The following is a 17,170-nucleotide window of genomic DNA, read 5'->3' on the forward strand; positions in this document are numbered from 1 at the left end:
AAGAGGCTAGGACTTTTGTCCCAGCCTCTTTTGAGTTAATGAAAACTTCCTTAGCTTAAAATGGTAATTTCCCTGCGAAAGCACCGAGTTTTTTCTTGGTTGCCGCATCAATTTCTTCAATGGCAGCATTGATGGCTTGAACCGTCATATCAGAAAGAGTTTCTGTATCTTCTGGGTCGACCACTGCGGCGTTGAAATCGATGGAAACAACCTTCTTATCACCTGTAAGAGTTGCAACAACCAAGTCTTGAGCAGATTTCCCTACAAATTGAGTTGCGGCTAATTCTGCTTGGCTTTGCTCCATTTGCTTTTGCAATTTTTGAGCTTGCTTCATCATATTTTGCATATTCATCATAGCAATTACATTCCTTCCAACTTCTGAAATTTACAGTTCATTATACCATTTTTTAGACGCTTGGAAAAGCCTAGGTGAGGGAACTCTGACATCATGCCTGCTGTTTCAGGCAATTTCATGAAGAGAGAAAAGAGTTTTGAAATCTGTGGGCCTCATCTTCCCTTAAAAGCCAGAATGTTCTTTCAAATACTCCTCTTCTTCCTTGGTCGAAGGCCGTCCTAAGATGGCATTCCGATGTGGATAACGCCCAAATTGTTGAAGAATGTCCATGTGCATCTTCTCATACTTCAAACGCTTTTCTAAGCCCGGTTGATCAAATAGGCGCAGAGCTTCTTCATGAATGGTTAAAGATTCCGAATGCATAAAAGGCATGTAGAAAAATCCTCTTTGTACAACTGGTAGATCCAAGGCTTGCTCTAAGCCTTCTTGGGCCAAGACCAAGGCCAGGGAATCTGTCGCAAAAGCTTGGGCAGTCCCTCGAAAAATATTGCGAGGAATTTGGTCCAAGAGCAAAATCTCTGCTAAACGCCCTTCTGCCGTAGCCCGCCAGTGAAACAATTCCCCACGACTGGCCTTCCAATAAAGTTCCTCAAAGCGCTCCCGCATTTCTTGATCCAGTGCTTCTGATTTTTTGAACCAATCCTCTGGCTTCAACTCTTCGAACCAGAACCTTATCACTTCCTTCATTGCTTAACCTGCCATAATTTTTTCTTTTGTTTTTTCATCCAATGCATCATTCATCCGGCCGTACTTATATCCAGCTAAATCCAAGGCTACATAGGTAAAGCCAATTTTCTTCATGAAGTCATTGATCTTGTCATGCATTTGGATCGCTTCAAGAAGATGGTCTTCTGCTACTTCGATACGGGCCAAGTCGCCATGCACGCGCACACGGGCTTGCTCAAAACCAAGTCCTACAAGGAACTCTTCCCCCTCAAAGACTCGTTGGACATTTTCCAAAGTGATTTTCACCCCATATGGGAAACGGGAGGCTACACTACAAGAAGGCACCTTATTCCAATTGGAGACGCCTCTTTCCTTGGCCAATTGACGAATTTCTGTCTTATAGAGACCTGCTTCTTGCAAGACACTGCGGACTCCCGCTTCATTACGGGCCTTGATGCCTGGGCGGAAGTCGTCTATATCATCCATGATCATGCCGTCCACCAACTGCTCAAATCCTAATTCTGTGACAGAATCCTTAATGGTTTGGTACATCAATTGCTTGGTGTAATACCAAATATTAGGAGTGTTGGCAGCAATCCGCGGATCACTCAATTCTCTCATCTCAAGTCCCAGTATAGGGGCACCCAACTGATCCGCCAAATCAAGTGCTAAATTAAATTCCTCATCTGAGAAGAGTTCTGAATTCACCACTGCTGCAATCACATTGTCAGGCCCTAAGGTATCCAAAGCAACCTTTAAGAGATAGGAACTATCAATCCCACCAGAATAGGTAATGGCCACTTTACCGATTTCCCGCAAAATTTCTTGTAATTTTTCTTCTTTTTCTTTTCTGATTTGTGCTTCTGTTGCCATGTTAGAATGTTTCCCTTCCAATTAATTCTTCGATGCTTTCTGTATCCAAAATAACGATCTTTTGCTGTCGAATGTCTAAAACGCCCTCCCGTTTTAATTCGTTCAGAATGCGATTGACACTGTTTCGGGTTGAGATCCCACAAAAACCAGCAATATCTTCGTTGGTAATATTGAAATCAATCAAGACACCATCATCCTGCTCTACCCCAAACAAGCTGCACAGCTTTTGTAGGTGGAAACAAACCGCGCCTTTTTTCCCATTCATCATCATGTACTGCTGGGATTCCATACTTTCAGACAGTTTATTGCGATAATAATCCCGTACGTAGTCTTGCAGTTCCTTTTTCTCTTTGACAAAGGTCCAAAACTTAACTCGGGGAATCCGGTAAAAGCTTGCCTCTGCTGTCTCGACGCGCACGTTAAAAGGCGAGTCTGTATAATTCGATACCTCATCCCGTAACAAGGAGACAATATCGGTCGCTTTTAAATAGGAAAAGTTAAATTCACGACCATCACGCATGATGACACTGGTCTTTACGACCCCTTCTTTTAAAATATAGATATAGTCCTCTTTAATCCCGCGATAAGAGAGGTAGCTGTGGTATTTTTTCTTGATAATGGGCGTTCGCCTATCTTCCAAGAATTTCACTAAAAATGCTGAATCCACGCGCGTTTTTCCTCCTGTTTTGGCTCTTCATAGAAGTCACACTAATGATACACCTGTTCAAAACGAACGACGTTAACATTTGTTGACATCAATTGGTGCACACCTCTTTTTAAAAAGAATTATACTATAAGTATCAGTATTAATAAAGGAGATCGCAAATAATGGTAGAAATTAAATTACCGTACGACAAAAAATCGATTGTTGCAAAGATTCCAGATGAAAACTTTGCAGGATTGTTAGAGTCTAAGGCGGAAAACTTCCATAACCCACTGTCTGAAGAAGAAACTGTTGAACGTTCAATGGACAACCCTATCGGCAGCCCTACTTTGGAAGAACTTGCTAAAGGCAAAAAAGACATCGTGTTGATCAGTTCTGACCACACTCGTCCCGTTCCTTCTCACATCATCACTCCAATCATTTTGCGTCGTATTCGCTCAGTTAACCCTGATGCACGTGTGCGTATCTTGGTTGCTACTGGTTTCCACCGTCCTTCAACTCGTGAAGAATTGATCAACAAATACGGCCAAGAAATCGTTGACAATGAAGAAATCGTTATGCACATTTCAACAAACGACGATGACATGGTGAAAATCGGTCAACTTCCTTCAGGTGGTGATTGTATCATTAACAAGATCGCTGCTGAAGCTGACTTGTTGCTAGCAGAAGGATTCATCGAATCTCACTTCTTTGCTGGATTCTCAGGTGGACGTAAATCAGTCCTTCCAGGTATCGCATCATACAAAACTATCATGGCGAACCACTCAGGTGACTTCATCAATTCTGATAAGGCACGTACTGGTAACCTTGACCACAACCCAATCCACGAAGATATGCTTTACGCTGCTCGTACTGCAAACTTGGCCTTCATCGTCAACGTTGTATTGGACGGCGAAAAACACATCATCGGATCTTTCGCTGGGGACATGGTTGAAGCCCACAAAGTTGGTTGTGAATTCGTTGCAGACTTGGCACATGTGTCTAAGATCGAAAGCGACATCACAATTTCAACAAACGGTGGTTTCCCACTTGACCAAAACATCTACCAAGCTGTTAAAGGGATGACTGCAGCCGAAGCTTCTAACAAAGAAGGCGGAACAATCATCATGGTAGCTGGGTGTGCAGACGGTCACGGTGGAGAAGGTTTCTATCGCAACCTTGCTGACGTAGAAGATCCAAAAGAATTCTTGGAACAAGCCATCAATACACCTCGTTTAGAGACTGTCCCAGACCAATGGACTTCTCAGATCTTGGCACGTATTTTGGTACACCACCATGTTATCTTTGTATCTGACCTTGTAGATCCTGAATTGATCACAGGTATGCATATGGAACTTGCAACTTCATTTGACGAAGCGCTTGAAAAAGCCTTTGCTCGTGAAGGAAAAGATGCTAAAGTAGCAGTTATCCGCGACGGACTTTCTGTCGTTGTTGAATAGAATCAAACATGGATTTTCAACCCAATCTAGAACAAACACTCCGTTCTTTGCAAGCGGGCCATCTCTCCGTTGAGGATGCGCTGGAGCAAATCAACGGGGTTAAAGAACTAGGGTATGCAGCAATTGATACTGACCGGCAACGTCGCAACGGCTTCCCTGAGGTCGTATACGGCGAAGGAAAGACAGTTGAGCAAATTGAAGGAATCCTGCAATTTCTTTCACAGAAAGAATTGCCGATCCTCACAACAAGAGTCTCTCTCCAAAAGGGAGAGGCTCTTTCTCAACGCTTTCCGACTGGCCACTATTATCCAGAAGCTCGCTGCTTCGTTCTCAACTCTAAAAAGGAAGAAGCCGATCCTGAACACTACATTGCGGTCGTCACAGCAGGGACAAGTGATGTTCCTGTTGCAGAAGAAGCTGCAGTCACTGCAGAAACCTTTGGCCATTCGGTTCGCCGAATCTATGATGTGGGAGTCGCCGGCATCCATCGCCTCTTCAATCGCTTAGAAGAGATCCAAAAAGCCAGTGTGATCATCGTGATTGCCGGTATGGAAGGAGCTCTTGTCAGTGTCGTAGGAGGCCTTGTGGATGTCCCCGTTATTGCCGTTCCGACCAGCATTGGATACGGAAGCAACCTTCAAGGGCTAACAACCTTGATGAGTATGTTGACCTCTTGCGCTTCTGGCGTAACGGTCGTCAACATTGATAACGGATTTGGTGCAGCTTATTCAGCATGTATGATCAATCGACTCAACCACAATCGAAAGGAAAACTGATGACCAGTCTATTTTTAGAACCTTTTTCTGGAATAAGTGGCGATATGCTCAATGGTCTTCTTGTGGACCTTGGGGCAGATGTCGAGCTTCTTCACACAGAACTCGAGAAACTGGGAGTGGACGGTTTCCACCTCCACGTTCATCGCGTCGCAAAAAGCGCAATTTGGGGAACTGATTTCGATGTTCACCTTCACCACGGGGAGAAAGATACGGGGATTGAAGGTGATTTTGATCACGATCATGCTCATCATCACGATCATGAACATCATCATGATCACGAGCATCATCACGATCATGAACACCATCATGATCACGAACACCATCACGATCATGAACACCATCATCACCATTCCCACGCGGATGCTCGCAGTTATGCGGATATCCACGATCTGATTGCCGCTTCACAGTTGAGTCCTTTTGTGAAACAAAAAAGTCTTGAAGTCTTTCTTGATATCGCAAAGGCCGAAGCAGCTGTGCATAACATGCCTGTCGAACAGATTCATTTCCATGAAATTGGTGCAATTGACTCCATCGTCGATATCGTTAGCTTTTTCATCCTAGTGGAATCGCTCGGTATCGATACGGTTTACTCTACTCCTCTCACTGAGGGAAGTGGGACTATTTCAGTTGCCCATGGAGAAATGCCTGTTCCGGTTCCCGCTGTGATGCAGTTGAGAAAAGGAACGACTATTCCGATTACTCAAGACTTCACAGTTAAAACGGAGTTGATTACTCCGACAGGGTTAGCCCTCCTTAAAGCATTGTCCCCAATCTTTGAACCAATCCCCTCTCACCTTTCCATCGAAAGTGTGGGCTATGGATTTGGTAAAAGAGAGACTGGAAAATTCAATGCTTTACGCGGTTCGCTATTGAAAGAAGACACCTCTCACAGCACCACTGTTGTTCATCGCACGGAAGATCAAATTATTGAGATCACCACTACGATCGATGATCAAACACCAGAGCAACTCGGTTATATTATCCACCGTTTCCTGGACGCTGGAGCTTTAGATGTCTACTATCGTAGCGTCGTTATGAAAAAGAATCGCCCTGGCTTTGAATTGATTCTCTTGATTCAAGGAAGTCAGTTGGAAGATTTTTCAGCCCTCTTGTTCAAAGAAACCAGTACCATTGGTTTTCGATACCAACAAGTCGACCGAAAGGTCATGCAACGTCGATTTGAACAAATCGATACAGAATTTGGTACCGTTACGGTTAAAATCAATCAGTACGGATCCATCACTAAGAAGACTCTTGAATACGAAGACTGTCAGCGTATTGCTAAGGAGATGCAGTTGCCGATTCAAGAAGTTTATCACCAATTACAAAAATATATTTATTAATTTAGGAGACATTTATTAACATGACACATCAATTACTTGCAGAAGTTATGAGTACAGCTTTGATGATTATCTTCGGGGTTGGCGTACACTGTGACGACGTTTTGAAGAAAACAAAATATGCTGGAACTGGACACTTATTCGCGATCACTACATGGGCATTCGGTATCACTGTCTGCTTGTTCGTCTTTGGTGGCGTTTCAATGAACCCTGCTATGGCTTTGCTTAAAGTCCTTCTTGGTAAATTGACAATCGCTCAATTCTTCCCAATTGCAATCGCTGAAATGATCGGTGCCTTCCTTGGAGCTTTGATTGCTTACTTTATGTATGCTGACCACTTCAAGATTTCTGAAGGTCAAATTGATGGTGTTGCTATCCGTAACATCTTCTCAACTAACCCTAACTGCCGTAACCTTCCACGTAACTACTTCGTCGAAGCGTTCGCAACATTTATCTTCTTGACATCTATCATGGCTGCTGAACATGCCAACGAAGCAATGCTTCCATTCACTGTTGGTTTGATCGTTTGGGCTATCGGTATGGGTCTTGGTGGTACTACAGGTTTCGCGATGAACCAAGCGCGTGACCTTGGACCTCGTTTCGCTTACCAAATCTTGCCAATCAAAGATAAAGTAAACAACGACTGGCAATATGGTCTTCTTGTACCAGGTACTGCTCCATTTGTTGGTGCTGTCCTTGCCTTCTTCTTCATCCGTTACTTCCTTGGAATCATGTAATGAGTTGATCGAAGAATCATTCAAAAGCAAGCATCGAAGGGTGCTTGTTTTTTTGATTCCTTCGTTTTCCGAAGCCGTCCATAAAATGATATAATGGACAAAGCAAATCATGAAAGAAACAAAAGAAGGAAGAACGACATGACTCATTTTCACACCATTGTCATCGGCGGTGGCCCAGCAGGTATGATGGCGACCATTGCCAGCGCCTCTTATGGCCAACCTACGCTACTGATCGAAAAAAATAAAAAGCTGGGTAAGAAACTTGCAGGTACCGGAGGGGGGCGCTGTAATGTCACAAACAACGGGACCTTAGACGATTTGATGGCCGGTATCCCTGGAAATGGCCGTTTCCTTTACAGTGTGTTTTCCCAATTTGATAATCATGATATCATCCAATTTTTTACCGATAATGGCGTCAAGTTAAAAGTCGAAGACCATGGCCGGGTCTTTCCTGTTAGTGATCAATCTCGCACCATTATTCAAGCCTTAGAAAATAAGATTCTTGAGCTTAGTGCTAGCATTGCCACCAACTGTGAAGTGGTCTCTGTCACCAAGCCAGAAGACGTCTTCATCGTCAAATCAGCTGAAAACACTTGGACAGCTGATAAGCTGATCGTTACGACTGGAGGCAAATCCTACCCTTCTACCGGCTCTACTGGCTACGGACACGAAATTGCCCGTCACTTCAAACATAACATTACGGATCTAGAAGCGGCAGAAAGCCCTCTTTTGACAGATTTCCCACACAAGGCCCTCCAAGGCATCTCTCTGACAGATGTGACCCTCAGCTACGGCAAACACATCATCACACACGACCTTCTCTTTACCCATTTTGGACTTTCTGGCCCTGCAGCCCTTCGGATGTCCAGCTTTGTTAAAGGCGGCGAAATCTTATCTCTGGACCTCCTTCCGACTACCTCTTCTCAAGAGTTAAAAGACTTTCTAAAAGAGCATCGAGAAAAGGCGATTAAAAATAGCCTCAAAGCCCTTCTTCCTGAACGATTAGCTGATTTCTTGGCGCAAGGATTCCCTGAAAAAGCCAAGCAACTCACTCCTCCTCAAACAGAAGAGCTCATTCAAAAGATCAAAGAGCTACCTATCCCCGTCACTGGGAAGATGTCACTAGCTAAGTCCTTTGTGACCAAGGGTGGTGTCAGCCTTAAAGAAATCAATCCTAAAACCCTAGAAAGTAAGCTCGTTCCTGGACTCCACTTTGCAGGAGAAGTCCTCGATATCAATGCCCATACAGGCGGTTTTAATATTACAGCTGCCCTCTGCACCGGTTGGGTAGCAGGGAGCCCTCATTATTAAAAAAAAAACGAACTCGATTTTCCATCGAGTTCGTCTTTTTATTGTTCTTTGGTTAATGAAAAACGGAAATCATTGTATTTGGTGTAGTCAAATTCTGTATTGACAGGCGCTGTGAAAACAATCGGGGTATAGTGTCCTTCTTCTAAGACAAAACCTGGCTCCAGTCGGAAGTTGGCTACACCTAGCCCTGTGATCCCAGGAAGCAAGGCATCAGCTCCATCCAATCCTTCTGACTCCCAATAGTAGATATTGCCTGTTGCTTTTACTGCTCTTGCTGTATAGGTAGCTGTCCGAGTTGGTTCGCTATCATTTTTGAAGCTAACCACTGTTGTCACATCTCCATTGGCATCCACTGTCATTTTAATCGAATCCGCTTGTGGGCTAGATCCTACCCAAGTTCCCACCAATTCTGCAGGGACAGTAGCTTGCGTCGTAGTAGACGCATTCTCGGTCTTACCAGAGTCTTTTGAAGCTGTCGCGCTACTTGCTTGAGTCGAAGAGCTAGCTGTATCGTTTGCCTGAGAGGAAGATGCTGCACTCTTTTTGCTATTACTTTTGGCTTTTTTCTCTACCTTGCTGGTAGATGCTTTTGCGGATGAGGAATCTGTCTTTTTATCCTTTGCACCACAACCACCGAGAGCTAGACCAAGTGAAGCAGCCACCAGAACAGCGGCACTCCAACGGAAGATTGATTTTTTCATACGATCACCTCTTTATCTTTCTGACTCCCATTATACTCCGATTATTACAAAAATCAAGTTTTTTTGTAACAATTGTAATTTTTTTGTAACATATTTTTCCATTTAAAATACCAATCGTAATAAGGCGATCAAGACAATTCCAAACAAAACGGTTCCCATAAGGTTTTTGTAACGAAAGGCTACAAAGAGACTGGGAATGGTCACTACTAGGTCCAACCAGTGAAACTGCGGGAGGCTTCCAATTTTCCCATCTACTAAGCTTGATAAAACCAAGGCAAAGATAATGGAAATAGGCAGGTATTTGAGAAAGCGAGTTACAGGAGCCGGCAGTCCCTTGTATTTGACTAATAGGAAGGGCAAGATCCGAGGAATCCAGGTAACGAGGGCTGAAGCCAGAATGGCCATGAAGATATAATTATTCATGCGCATCACAGACCACCCCCACAAAACAGCCGATCAAGGTCGCAGCTAGCACAGCTAGCGGTTGCGAAACAAAAAAGAGTAAGAGAAAGAAACTCACTGCTACTGCTAACAGCACCGTGAGCATAGTCTTGATCTTTTCTGTCAGTTGCATTCCTTGAAACTGGGCTGCAAAAATCCCAATAAACATAGCCACCAAAGCAAAATCAAGCCCAAAAGCCTTTGGATCAGGTAGGAGAGATCCTAGAGCTGTTCCGATAACCGTCGCACTGATCCAGGCCACATAGCCTACTAGATTGTTCCCATGCATCCAAGGAACTGTAATGGTATCCGTCTTTAACTTCTCACTCAAGTAGACCCCATAACTCTCATCGGTCAGGAGGCTTCCAATCCCAATGGTATGAGCGAGACTAGCATCCTTAAAGTCAGACGAGGTATGCAGACTCATCAACATATTACGGAGATTGATCAAACACACCGTCAAAGCCATATTCAATATCGAAGAATGAGCCGCAATCAGAGAGATCATCGCAAACTGGGCCGCCCCAGCATAGACCAATACACTCATCAAGGCCATCTCCAAAGGAGAAAGATAGGGAGACGCCACCACACCACAAGCCAGGCCAATACTGATATAGCTCAAAGCCGTCGGTAGCGCGTCCCTCACCCCCTGCCAAAAATCTTTTTCCACTCTCTCACTCCTTTCTGAATCATTGACTTCTATTATAACACAAGAAAAAAGGTTGAAAAAGGACCAATGAGAGAGAAAGCTTTATAATCCCTTCGCAAATCCGCTACTAGTTGGTGAGATCCCAGCAAAAAAGCCATTGGACCTTGCACATCCAATTGGCTCCTTTTTCTTATTCGATTCCTTCAAAGGCTAGGCTTGGTTTGGCATTGAGGTCCCAACCTGCGAAGTTTTCTTTGTTCCATTCGCTGACGCTGGCATAGGCGATCATGCCTGCATTGTCCCCGCAGAGACGCAGAGGCGGAATGATGACCTTGACATCTGTGATGTCAGAAGCCAAGCGTTCACGGAGACCTTGGTTAGCTGCGACCCCACCAGCAACGACTAGGGTTTTGACTGGATATTTCTCCAAAGCCTTCTTAGTCTTGGCTATGAGAATGTCTAGTACAGCTGCCTGAAAACTTGCAGACAAGTCTGCATTGGAGAGGCTTTCTCCTTTTTGCTGCGCATTATGGTGCAGATTGATAAAGGCTGATTTGAGCCCTGAAAAAGAGAATTCCAGATTGTCTTCCTTGATCATGGCCCGAGGGAAATCGTAGATATCAGCCCCTTGGTGGGCCAGCTGATCAATCTCACGTCCTGCTGGATAGGTCAAACCCATCACGCGACCGACCTTGTCATAAGCCTCTCCGACAGCATCATCACGGGTCTCTCCAACGATCTTATAATCACCCGCTTCACTGACGTAGACTAGTTCTGTATGTCCTCCACTCACCAGCAAGGCCAAAAGTGGAAATTCTAAGGGCTCGACGCTTTGAGCGGCCATCAAGTGACCCGCCATATGATTGACAGGAATCAAAGGGAGTCCATGTGCCCAGGCAAAAGCCTTGGCCGCTGCTAGGCCGACCAAGAGAGCCCCAACCAGGCCTGGACCGTAGGTGACAGCCACAGCTGTGACATCGGCTTCTGTGATGCCAGCTTCTTCCAGGGCTTCTTCAATACAAGCGGTGATGACTTCCACATGGTGACGAGAGGCTACCTCAGGCACCACCCCTCCAAAACGCTTGTGACTTTCGATTTGACTGGCAATGACATTGGACAAGAGTTGGTCGTCATTTTTCAAGACAGCCACACTGGTCTCATCGCAAGATGTCTCAAAAGCCAAAATATATCTATCTTTCATTCGGGTTCCTCTTCATGATCACAGCATCCTCTATGGGATCGTGATAGTAGTTTTTCCTCCGTGCAATTTCTTCAAAATGCATTTTTTTGTATAGGCCTTGGGCCGGTTGATTGGACACACGCACTTCTATGAAAATTTCTTTTTGGTCCGGCAACTGCGCGAGTAACTGCTGAGCTAGGCCTTGGCCTTGAAAGGCGCGCTTGACCGCAATCTGTAGGACCTCTGCTTCATAGAGAGTCTCTTGAATGGCGACAAACCCAAGGACTTGTTCTTCATCCACAGCTAGGAAATAGAAAATCGATTCCTGCTCTAAATCAGCTTCAATCTGCTCCAACTTCCAGGGACTAGCTTCATAGACATCTTCCATGACAGCGAGAATAGCGGCCGCATCCCGGCTGCTCCCTTTCCTGATTGTTCCTTTCATCATAGGCGCTTGATGTAAGAGGTCGTTGTTTCCGTGTGGTCTTTGAGCCAATTTTCCTCCGCTTCGACCCGTTTCAGATAATGAGGGACAAAATCATGGAGGCTAGCAGGCGCTTGTTTGAGACCGAGACGTCCGATTTTCACTGCATCTGGCAAGGTTTCATAGTAAGCAGCCCTTGGCAGGCTAGAGGCAATCTGTTCCTTAAAGGCCGTGACCTCTCCGACAAAGGTGACCTGCTCACTTGTCGCTGCACGCTCTAGGACTTCCTCAAATGGAAAATGTCCTTCTGGTGCGACCAGTTGATCATCTTGGTAAAAACCTGCATAAACGTTGTTCCGACGGGCATCCATGACAGGAACTACCAAACCTTCTAGATCATCTGGCACTAAGGCTAAGAGGCTCGAAACCCCGACCAATTCAATCCCTAAGGTATGAGCCAAGGTCTTTGCGGTTGCGACTGCAATGCGCAACCCAGTGTAGCTCCCAGGACCTTCTGCCACCACGATGCGGTCCAAGTCCTTGGGTGTCAAGTCGATTTGTTGCATCAAAAAATCGATGACCGGCATCAAGGTGATACTATGATTTTTTTTAATAGTTAATGTTGTTTCTGCAAGTAGAGCCTCATCTTCTAAAATCGCTACAGAAAGAGCCTTACTCGAGGTATCAAATGCTAATAATTTCATTTCCTACTCCTCTTGAACTGGATTATATTATACTACAAATTCCCTTCAAATCCCAGCGAAACTCTCCTCTAGAGCGCAGGATTTTCCTATCCAAAACCGCTCAAAAGCTTCTCTATTATAGGTCTTTGCCTCTCAGACTTTTCCAGTCTATCTTTTACTTACAGGCGAATTTATGATATAATGATAATTAATTGTATCGAATCAGGTCCACTAGTTGCGAGTAGGAAACTCTAGTGATTGCACTCCTTCGTAGCTAACAAATAGACCGAAATAATGAAAGGAAAATTACTTCATGATTTACAAAGTTTTTTATCAGGAAACAAAAGACCGCAACCCTCGTCGTGAAACCACGCATGCACTTTATCTCGATATTGATGCACCGAATGAACGCGAAGGACGCATCCAAGCTCGTCAATTGGTTGAAGCAAACACAGATTTCAACATTGAATTTATCACACCACTTTCTGAGCAACACCTTGCTTACGAGAAAGAGTCAGGTGTTTTTGAACTAACGGAGTACTAATCCATGGCTTATACCTTAAAACCTGAAGAAGTTGGTGTATTTGCCATTGGTGGACTTGGAGAAATCGGAAAAAATACCTACGGGATCGAATACCAAGATGAAATCATCATTGTCGATGCTGGGATCAAATTTCCAGAAGATGACCTCCTTGGGATCGACTATGTCATCCCAGATTACTCTTATATCGTTGACAATATCGATCGCGTCAAGGCGGTCCTCATTACCCACGGGCACGAAGACCACATCGGTGGGATTCCTTTCCTTTTGAAGCAAGCCAATGTCCCTATCTACGCTGGACCTTTGGCACTTGCCTTGATCCGTGGAAAGTTAGAAGAGCACGGCCTTCTTCGTGATGCCAAACTCTACGAAATCAACCAAAACACTGAGCTTCAATTTAAAAATCTTAAAGCAACCTTCTTCCGTACGACTCACTCGATTCCAGAACCTTTGGGAATTGTGATTCACACCCCTCAAGGAAAGATTGTCTGTACCGGAGACTTCAAGTTTGACTTTACACCTGTTGGTGAACCAGCTGACCTCCATCGCATGGCAGCCCTTGGAGAAGAAGGCGTTCTCTGTCTGCTTTCAGACTCAACCAACGCGGAAATCCCAACCTTTACCAACTCTGAAAAAGTGGTTGGTCAATCCATCATGAAGATCATCGAAGGGATCCACGGACGCATCATCTTTGCTTCCTTTGCTTCGAATATCTTCCGTCTCCAACAAGCAGCTGAGGCCGCTGTTAAGACCGGTCGTAAGATCGTCGTCTTTGGACGCTCGATGGAAAAAGCCATCGTCAATGGAATCGAGCTTGGCTACATCAAGGTCCCTGCTGGAACCATTATCGAGCCAAATGAGATCAAAGACTATGCAGCCAATGAAATCCTGATCATGTGTACAGGAAGCCAAGGAGAGCCAATGGCAGCCCTCTCTCGGATTGCCAACGGAACACACCGCCAAGTGCAACTCCAACCAGGAGATACCGTGATCTTCTCTTCTAGTCCAATTCCTGGAAATACAACCAGTGTGAATAAATTGATCAATACGATTTCTGAAGCGGGTGTAGAGGTCATTCACGGGAAGATCAACAACATCCATACCTCTGGACACGGGGGGCAACAAGAACAAAAACTCATGCTCCGCTTGATCAAACCAAAATACTTCATGCCTGTCCATGGTGAATACCGGATGCAGAAGATCCACGCAGGACTTGCGCGTGATTGCGGAGTGGAAAAAGACAATATCTTCATCATGAGTAATGGTGATGTCCTCGCTCTAACAGCCAACTCTGCTCGGATCGCAGGAAGCTTCAATGCTCAAGATATCTATGTCGATGGAAACCGCATCGGTGAAATCGGGGCTGCTGTCCTTCGTGACCGGAGAGACCTTTCCGAAGACGGTGTCGTGCTTGCTGTTGCGACTGTTGACTTCAAATCGAAGATGATCCTGGCTGGACCAGACATCTTGAGCCGTGGTTTTATCTACATGCGTGAATCAGGAGATCTGATTCGTGAAAGCCAACGCATTCTCTTCAATGCTATTCGTATCGCCTTGAAGAACAAAGATGCCAATATCCAAACTGTCAATGGTGCGATTGTCAATGCCCTTCGCCCATTCTTATACGAGAGCACGGAACGTGAACCTATCATTATCCCAATGATTCTCACACCAGATGACGAAAATTAACAAAACAACCAGTTGAGACCACTGTTTCAACTGGTTTTATGGTGACTTTTTGGGGATCAAAAAGAGAGTGGGACAGAAATCGGTAATTCGTTAGAATTCGATTTCGTCGCCCCACCTCCGCACAGTTGTGTAGGGCTGTAAAAGCTGATGAAATTAGCGTAGTAGAGCCCACTCAACCACTGCGTCTTGCTCGACAAGCCAAAAATAATTGAGAGGCTAGGACTTGTGTCCTAGCCTCTTTACTCTTGTTTCTTAATAAAGATCTAAATAGTTGTCTACTTCCCATTGGGATACGAAGGTCGCATAGCTTGCCCATTCGATTCGTTTGGCTTCAAGGAAGCTGGTATAAATATGTTCACCCAAAGCAACTTTCACCACTTCGTCTTCTGTCAAGGCTTTCAAAGCATTGTGAAGGGTAGAAGGGAGATCTGTGATTCCAGCTGCTCTACGTTCTTCCGGTGTCATCACATAGATATTTTCTTCGATCGGAGCAGGTGCTTCGATTTTATTTTCAATCCCGTGAAGGCCAACTTCAAGCAAGACTGCCAAGGCTACATAAGGATTAGCCATTGGGTCTACGGAACGCAATTCTAAACGAGTTCCCATACCACGTGACGCTGGCACACGTACCAATGGGGAACGGTTGCGACCTGCCCAAGCGATATAAACGGGTGCTTCATATCCTGGCACCAAACGCTTATAAGAGTTAACCGTTGGGTTTGTCACCGCTGTAAAGTTATATGCATGCTTGATCAAACCACCCAAGAAGTGATAAGCTGTTTCTGACAATTGCATGCCCTTTGGATCTTCTGGATCAAAGAAGGCATTGTTGCCATCTTGGTCAAAGAGAGACATATTACAGTGCATACCTGATCCGGCAATTCCAAATTTTGGTTTGGCCATAAAGGTTGCATACAAGCCGTGTTTACGAGCGATGGTCTTCACGACAAGTTTAAAGATTTGGATCTTGTCACAAGCGCGGAGAACTTCGTCATACTTAAAGTCGATTTCATGCTGACCAACGGCTACTTCGTGGTGGCTAGCTTCTACTTCAAAGCCCATCTTGGTCAAGACATTTACGATTTCACGACGAGTGTTATCTGCAAGGTCTGTTGGAGCCAAGTCAAAATAGCCACCTTTGTCATTTACTTCAAGAGTTGGATCTCCATTTTCGTCCAACTTAAAGAGGAAGAATTCTGGTTCTGGGCCAAGGTTAAAGGATTTGAATCCAAGTTTTTCCATATGACGAAGGGCACGTTTCAAGTTGCCACGTGGGTCTCCTGCAAATGGTTCCCCTTCTGTCGTATAGACATCACAGATCAAGCCAGCTACGCTACCATTTTCATCTCCCCAAGGGAAGACTGTCCATGTATCCAAATCTGGGTAAAGATACATGTCTGACTCGTTGATACGGACAAATCCTTCGATAGAAGAACCATCAAACATGGCTTTGTTTGAAAGAACCTTGTCCAGTTGCTCATCGGTAGCTGGAATTTCGACGTTCTTCATGGTTCCCAAAATATCAGAGAACATCAAGCGAATAAAAGTAACATTTTTTTCTTTTACTTCACGGCGAATATCTGCAGCAGTAATTGACATTTTTGTCTCCTTAAAATAGATTACAAGCATATGAAATGATCAACGAAATTGACCATATGGCGATGGGGAAGATGTGAAGCGACTTTGCTGAAGAATGTCACGATGAAGAGCCTTACGGATCTCTTCTTGACTGACAACCTTGGTTTGCTCTTGCTCTTTTTCCGCATATTTCTTCTTAATATCCGCAATATTGAAGCCATCTGAGATATAATCTTTGATCTCAAGTAGGCGGTCCATATCGTCCAACGAATACATGCGGCGATTGCCTTCTGTCCGATCGGGAGAAATCAATCCCTGATCTTCATAATAACGAATCTGGCGAGCTGTCAAGTCGGTCAGCTTCATAACACTGCCAATCGGAAAGACTGCCAGCGAGCGTCGTAATTCCTTTTCCTTCATACCATTCCTCTTTCTATTCTATTATATCGAAAAAAAAATCTATGTCAAGATTAAATGTTATATAATCTTACATAGGTTTTTTGTATTTCTTGAGAAAATCGCGAATGCGATCCACATCCGAATTGACCAAAATCGCAACGAAAACGCCAATAAAGGTCTCAAATATTCGGGCAAAAACATACAAGAAGGTTTCTCCGTTAGGAATCGAGAGGGTAATGATCAGCATTGCCGAAACTCCTCCGATAATTCCTGCTTTGTTATTCATAGCGACATTTGTCATAATGGTTAACATGGTCGCAATGGGTACAAAAATAAGAGTCACCCAATACGCCCCATGAAAGAGCGTTTTTAAAAGGAAGAACAATACAGCATAAAAACCTCCGATACTGTTGCCCATGACACGCGAAGCCCCGAAGTGGACACTCTTATCAAAGTCTTCCCTCAAACTAAAAACAGCTGTCAAGGTCCCGATCTGAAGGCCTCGCCAGCCAAATATTCCAAAAATAAGTAGTACAATAAAAACGGCAATCCCTGTTTTAAAGGTTCTCATCCCCAAACGGAATTTGGACCAATCAAATTTGTGTCGTTTAAAGTAATCCATGGTCACCTATCTTTCTATTTCTATTATTCTACCATATTTTCAGAAAGGAGAGAACAGATATCAATAGAAAGAAAAAAAGAGAGTGGGACAGAAATCGGTAAT

20 protein-coding genes are annotated in these 17,170 nt (G+C 44.5%); 7 read left to right on the top strand and 13 right to left on the bottom strand.

Annotated elements, in window-relative coordinates; translation table 11 throughout:
* Positions 1–55 precede the first annotated feature (55 nt).
* The 4 genes from HMPREF2686_RS04565 to HMPREF2686_RS04580 form a co-directional block, all read right to left on the bottom strand.
* A complete protein-coding gene (locus HMPREF2686_RS04565) occupies positions 56–355 on the bottom strand; it encodes a YbaB/EbfC family nucleoid-associated protein (protein WP_003005613.1) in 300 nt (99 codons plus the stop codon).
* Positions 356–517: 162 nt separating this feature from the next.
* Positions 518–1,042 carry a DUF924 family protein gene (locus HMPREF2686_RS04570; protein WP_023919178.1) on the bottom strand — a complete coding sequence of 175 codons (525 nt, stop codon included), beginning with the start codon at positions 1,040–1,042 and terminating at the stop codon, positions 518–520.
* 3 nt (positions 1,043–1,045) lie between these two features.
* Positions 1,046–1,894 carry an ATP-dependent sacrificial sulfur transferase LarE gene (gene larE, locus HMPREF2686_RS04575; RefSeq protein WP_024056454.1) on the bottom strand — a complete coding sequence of 283 codons (849 nt, stop codon included), beginning with the start codon at positions 1,892–1,894 and terminating at the stop codon, positions 1,046–1,048.
* Between the two features lies 1 nt (position 1,895).
* A complete protein-coding gene (locus HMPREF2686_RS04580; protein WP_024056455.1) occupies positions 1,896–2,561 on the bottom strand; it encodes a Crp/Fnr family transcriptional regulator in 666 nt (221 codons plus the stop codon).
* A gap of 161 nt (positions 2,562–2,722) precedes the next feature.
* Between HMPREF2686_RS04580 and larA the strand changes: the two genes are divergently transcribed.
* The 5 genes from larA to HMPREF2686_RS04605 all read left to right on the top strand — a co-directional run bounded on the left by larA (position 2,723) and on the right by HMPREF2686_RS04605 (position 8,161).
* Positions 2,723–3,997 (top strand): nickel-dependent lactate racemase, encoded by a 1,275-nt coding sequence (gene larA / locus HMPREF2686_RS04585; protein ID WP_024056456.1) that lies wholly within the window; start codon positions 2,723–2,725, stop codon positions 3,995–3,997.
* A gap of 8 nt (positions 3,998–4,005) precedes the next feature.
* Positions 4,006–4,773 carry a nickel pincer cofactor biosynthesis protein LarB gene (gene larB / locus HMPREF2686_RS04590; RefSeq protein ID WP_023919185.1) on the top strand — a complete coding sequence of 256 codons (768 nt, stop codon included), beginning with the start codon at positions 4,006–4,008 and terminating at the stop codon, positions 4,771–4,773.
* Positions 4,773–6,116: a nickel pincer cofactor biosynthesis protein LarC gene (larC, locus tag HMPREF2686_RS04595; RefSeq protein WP_024056457.1), complete on the top strand. Its 1,344-nt coding sequence runs from the start codon at positions 4,773–4,775 to the stop codon at positions 6,114–6,116. Before larB ends, larC begins: the two co-directional genes overlap by 1 nt.
* 20 nt (positions 6,117–6,136) lie before the next feature.
* Complete coding sequence (gene larD, locus HMPREF2686_RS04600; protein ID WP_024056458.1) at positions 6,137–6,850, top strand: D/L-lactic acid transporter LarD; 714 nt, start codon at positions 6,137–6,139, stop codon at positions 6,848–6,850.
* Positions 6,851–6,988: 138 nt separating this feature from the next.
* Complete coding sequence (locus HMPREF2686_RS04605) at positions 6,989–8,161, top strand: aminoacetone oxidase (protein WP_070449397.1); 1,173 nt, start codon at positions 6,989–6,991, stop codon at positions 8,159–8,161.
* A 38-nt stretch (positions 8,162–8,199) separates the two neighbouring features.
* Here HMPREF2686_RS04605 and HMPREF2686_RS04610 read toward each other — a convergent pair whose 3' ends face one another.
* The 6 genes from HMPREF2686_RS04610 to tsaB all read right to left on the bottom strand — a co-directional run bounded on the left by HMPREF2686_RS04610 (position 8,200) and on the right by tsaB (position 12,260).
* Complete coding sequence (locus tag HMPREF2686_RS04610) at positions 8,200–8,862, bottom strand: hypothetical protein (RefSeq protein ID WP_070449399.1); 663 nt, start codon at positions 8,860–8,862, stop codon at positions 8,200–8,202.
* Between the two features lie 102 nt (positions 8,863–8,964).
* Positions 8,965–9,291 carry an AzlD domain-containing protein gene (locus HMPREF2686_RS04615; RefSeq protein ID WP_182448465.1) on the bottom strand — a complete coding sequence of 109 codons (327 nt, stop codon included), beginning with the start codon at positions 9,289–9,291 and terminating at the stop codon, positions 8,965–8,967.
* Positions 9,278–9,973 carry an AzlC family ABC transporter permease gene (locus HMPREF2686_RS04620; RefSeq protein ID WP_070449401.1) on the bottom strand — a complete coding sequence of 232 codons (696 nt, stop codon included), beginning with the start codon at positions 9,971–9,973 and terminating at the stop codon, positions 9,278–9,280. The genes HMPREF2686_RS04615 and HMPREF2686_RS04620 overlap by 14 nt, the downstream gene beginning before the upstream one ends.
* A gap of 169 nt (positions 9,974–10,142) precedes the next feature.
* Positions 10,143–11,153: a tRNA (adenosine(37)-N6)-threonylcarbamoyltransferase complex transferase subunit TsaD gene (gene tsaD, locus HMPREF2686_RS04625; protein ID WP_070449403.1), complete on the bottom strand. Its 1,011-nt coding sequence runs from the start codon at positions 11,151–11,153 to the stop codon at positions 10,143–10,145.
* The gene (rimI, locus tag HMPREF2686_RS04630) at positions 11,143–11,580 is read right to left on the bottom strand and encodes a ribosomal protein S18-alanine N-acetyltransferase (RefSeq protein ID WP_070449405.1); all 438 of its coding nucleotides are present in this window, start codon (positions 11,578–11,580) and stop codon (positions 11,143–11,145) included. Before rimI ends, tsaD begins: the two co-directional genes overlap by 11 nt.
* Entirely contained in the window at positions 11,577–12,260 is a 684-nt protein-coding gene (gene tsaB, locus HMPREF2686_RS04635) for a tRNA (adenosine(37)-N6)-threonylcarbamoyltransferase complex dimerization subunit type 1 TsaB (protein ID WP_070449408.1), read from the bottom strand. Before tsaB ends, rimI begins: the two co-directional genes overlap by 4 nt.
* A gap of 292 nt (positions 12,261–12,552) precedes the next feature.
* Between tsaB and HMPREF2686_RS04640 the strand changes: the two genes are divergently transcribed.
* Positions 12,553–12,783 carry a DNA-directed RNA polymerase subunit epsilon gene (locus HMPREF2686_RS04640; RefSeq protein WP_049483635.1) on the top strand — a complete coding sequence of 77 codons (231 nt, stop codon included), beginning with the start codon at positions 12,553–12,555 and terminating at the stop codon, positions 12,781–12,783.
* 3 nt (positions 12,784–12,786) lie between these two features.
* Positions 12,787–14,469, top strand: a complete 1,683-nt coding sequence (gene rnjA, locus HMPREF2686_RS04645; RefSeq protein WP_003003107.1) for a ribonuclease J1 — start codon at positions 12,787–12,789, stop codon at positions 14,467–14,469.
* Positions 14,470–14,721: 252 nt separating this feature from the next.
* On the opposite strand, the gene glnA is transcribed toward rnjA, so the two are convergent.
* From glnA to HMPREF2686_RS04660, 3 genes are all read right to left on the bottom strand, one after another.
* Positions 14,722–16,068, bottom strand: coding sequence for a type I glutamate--ammonia ligase (gene glnA / locus HMPREF2686_RS04650; protein ID WP_024056482.1), 1,347 nt, complete (start codon positions 16,066–16,068; stop codon positions 14,722–14,724).
* A 39-nt stretch (positions 16,069–16,107) separates the two neighbouring features.
* Entirely contained in the window at positions 16,108–16,467 is a 360-nt protein-coding gene (locus HMPREF2686_RS04655) for a MerR family transcriptional regulator (RefSeq protein WP_003008872.1), read from the bottom strand.
* Between the two features lie 67 nt (positions 16,468–16,534).
* Positions 16,535–17,068 (bottom strand): FUSC family protein, encoded by a 534-nt coding sequence (locus tag HMPREF2686_RS04660; protein WP_024055322.1) that lies wholly within the window; start codon positions 17,066–17,068, stop codon positions 16,535–16,537.
* Positions 17,069–17,170 lie beyond the last annotated feature (102 nt).

This window comes from Streptococcus sp. HMSC057G03, assembly GCF_001808745.1.
Taxonomy (GTDB): Bacteria; Bacillota; Bacilli; order Lactobacillales; family Streptococcaceae; genus Streptococcus; species Streptococcus parasanguinis_Z.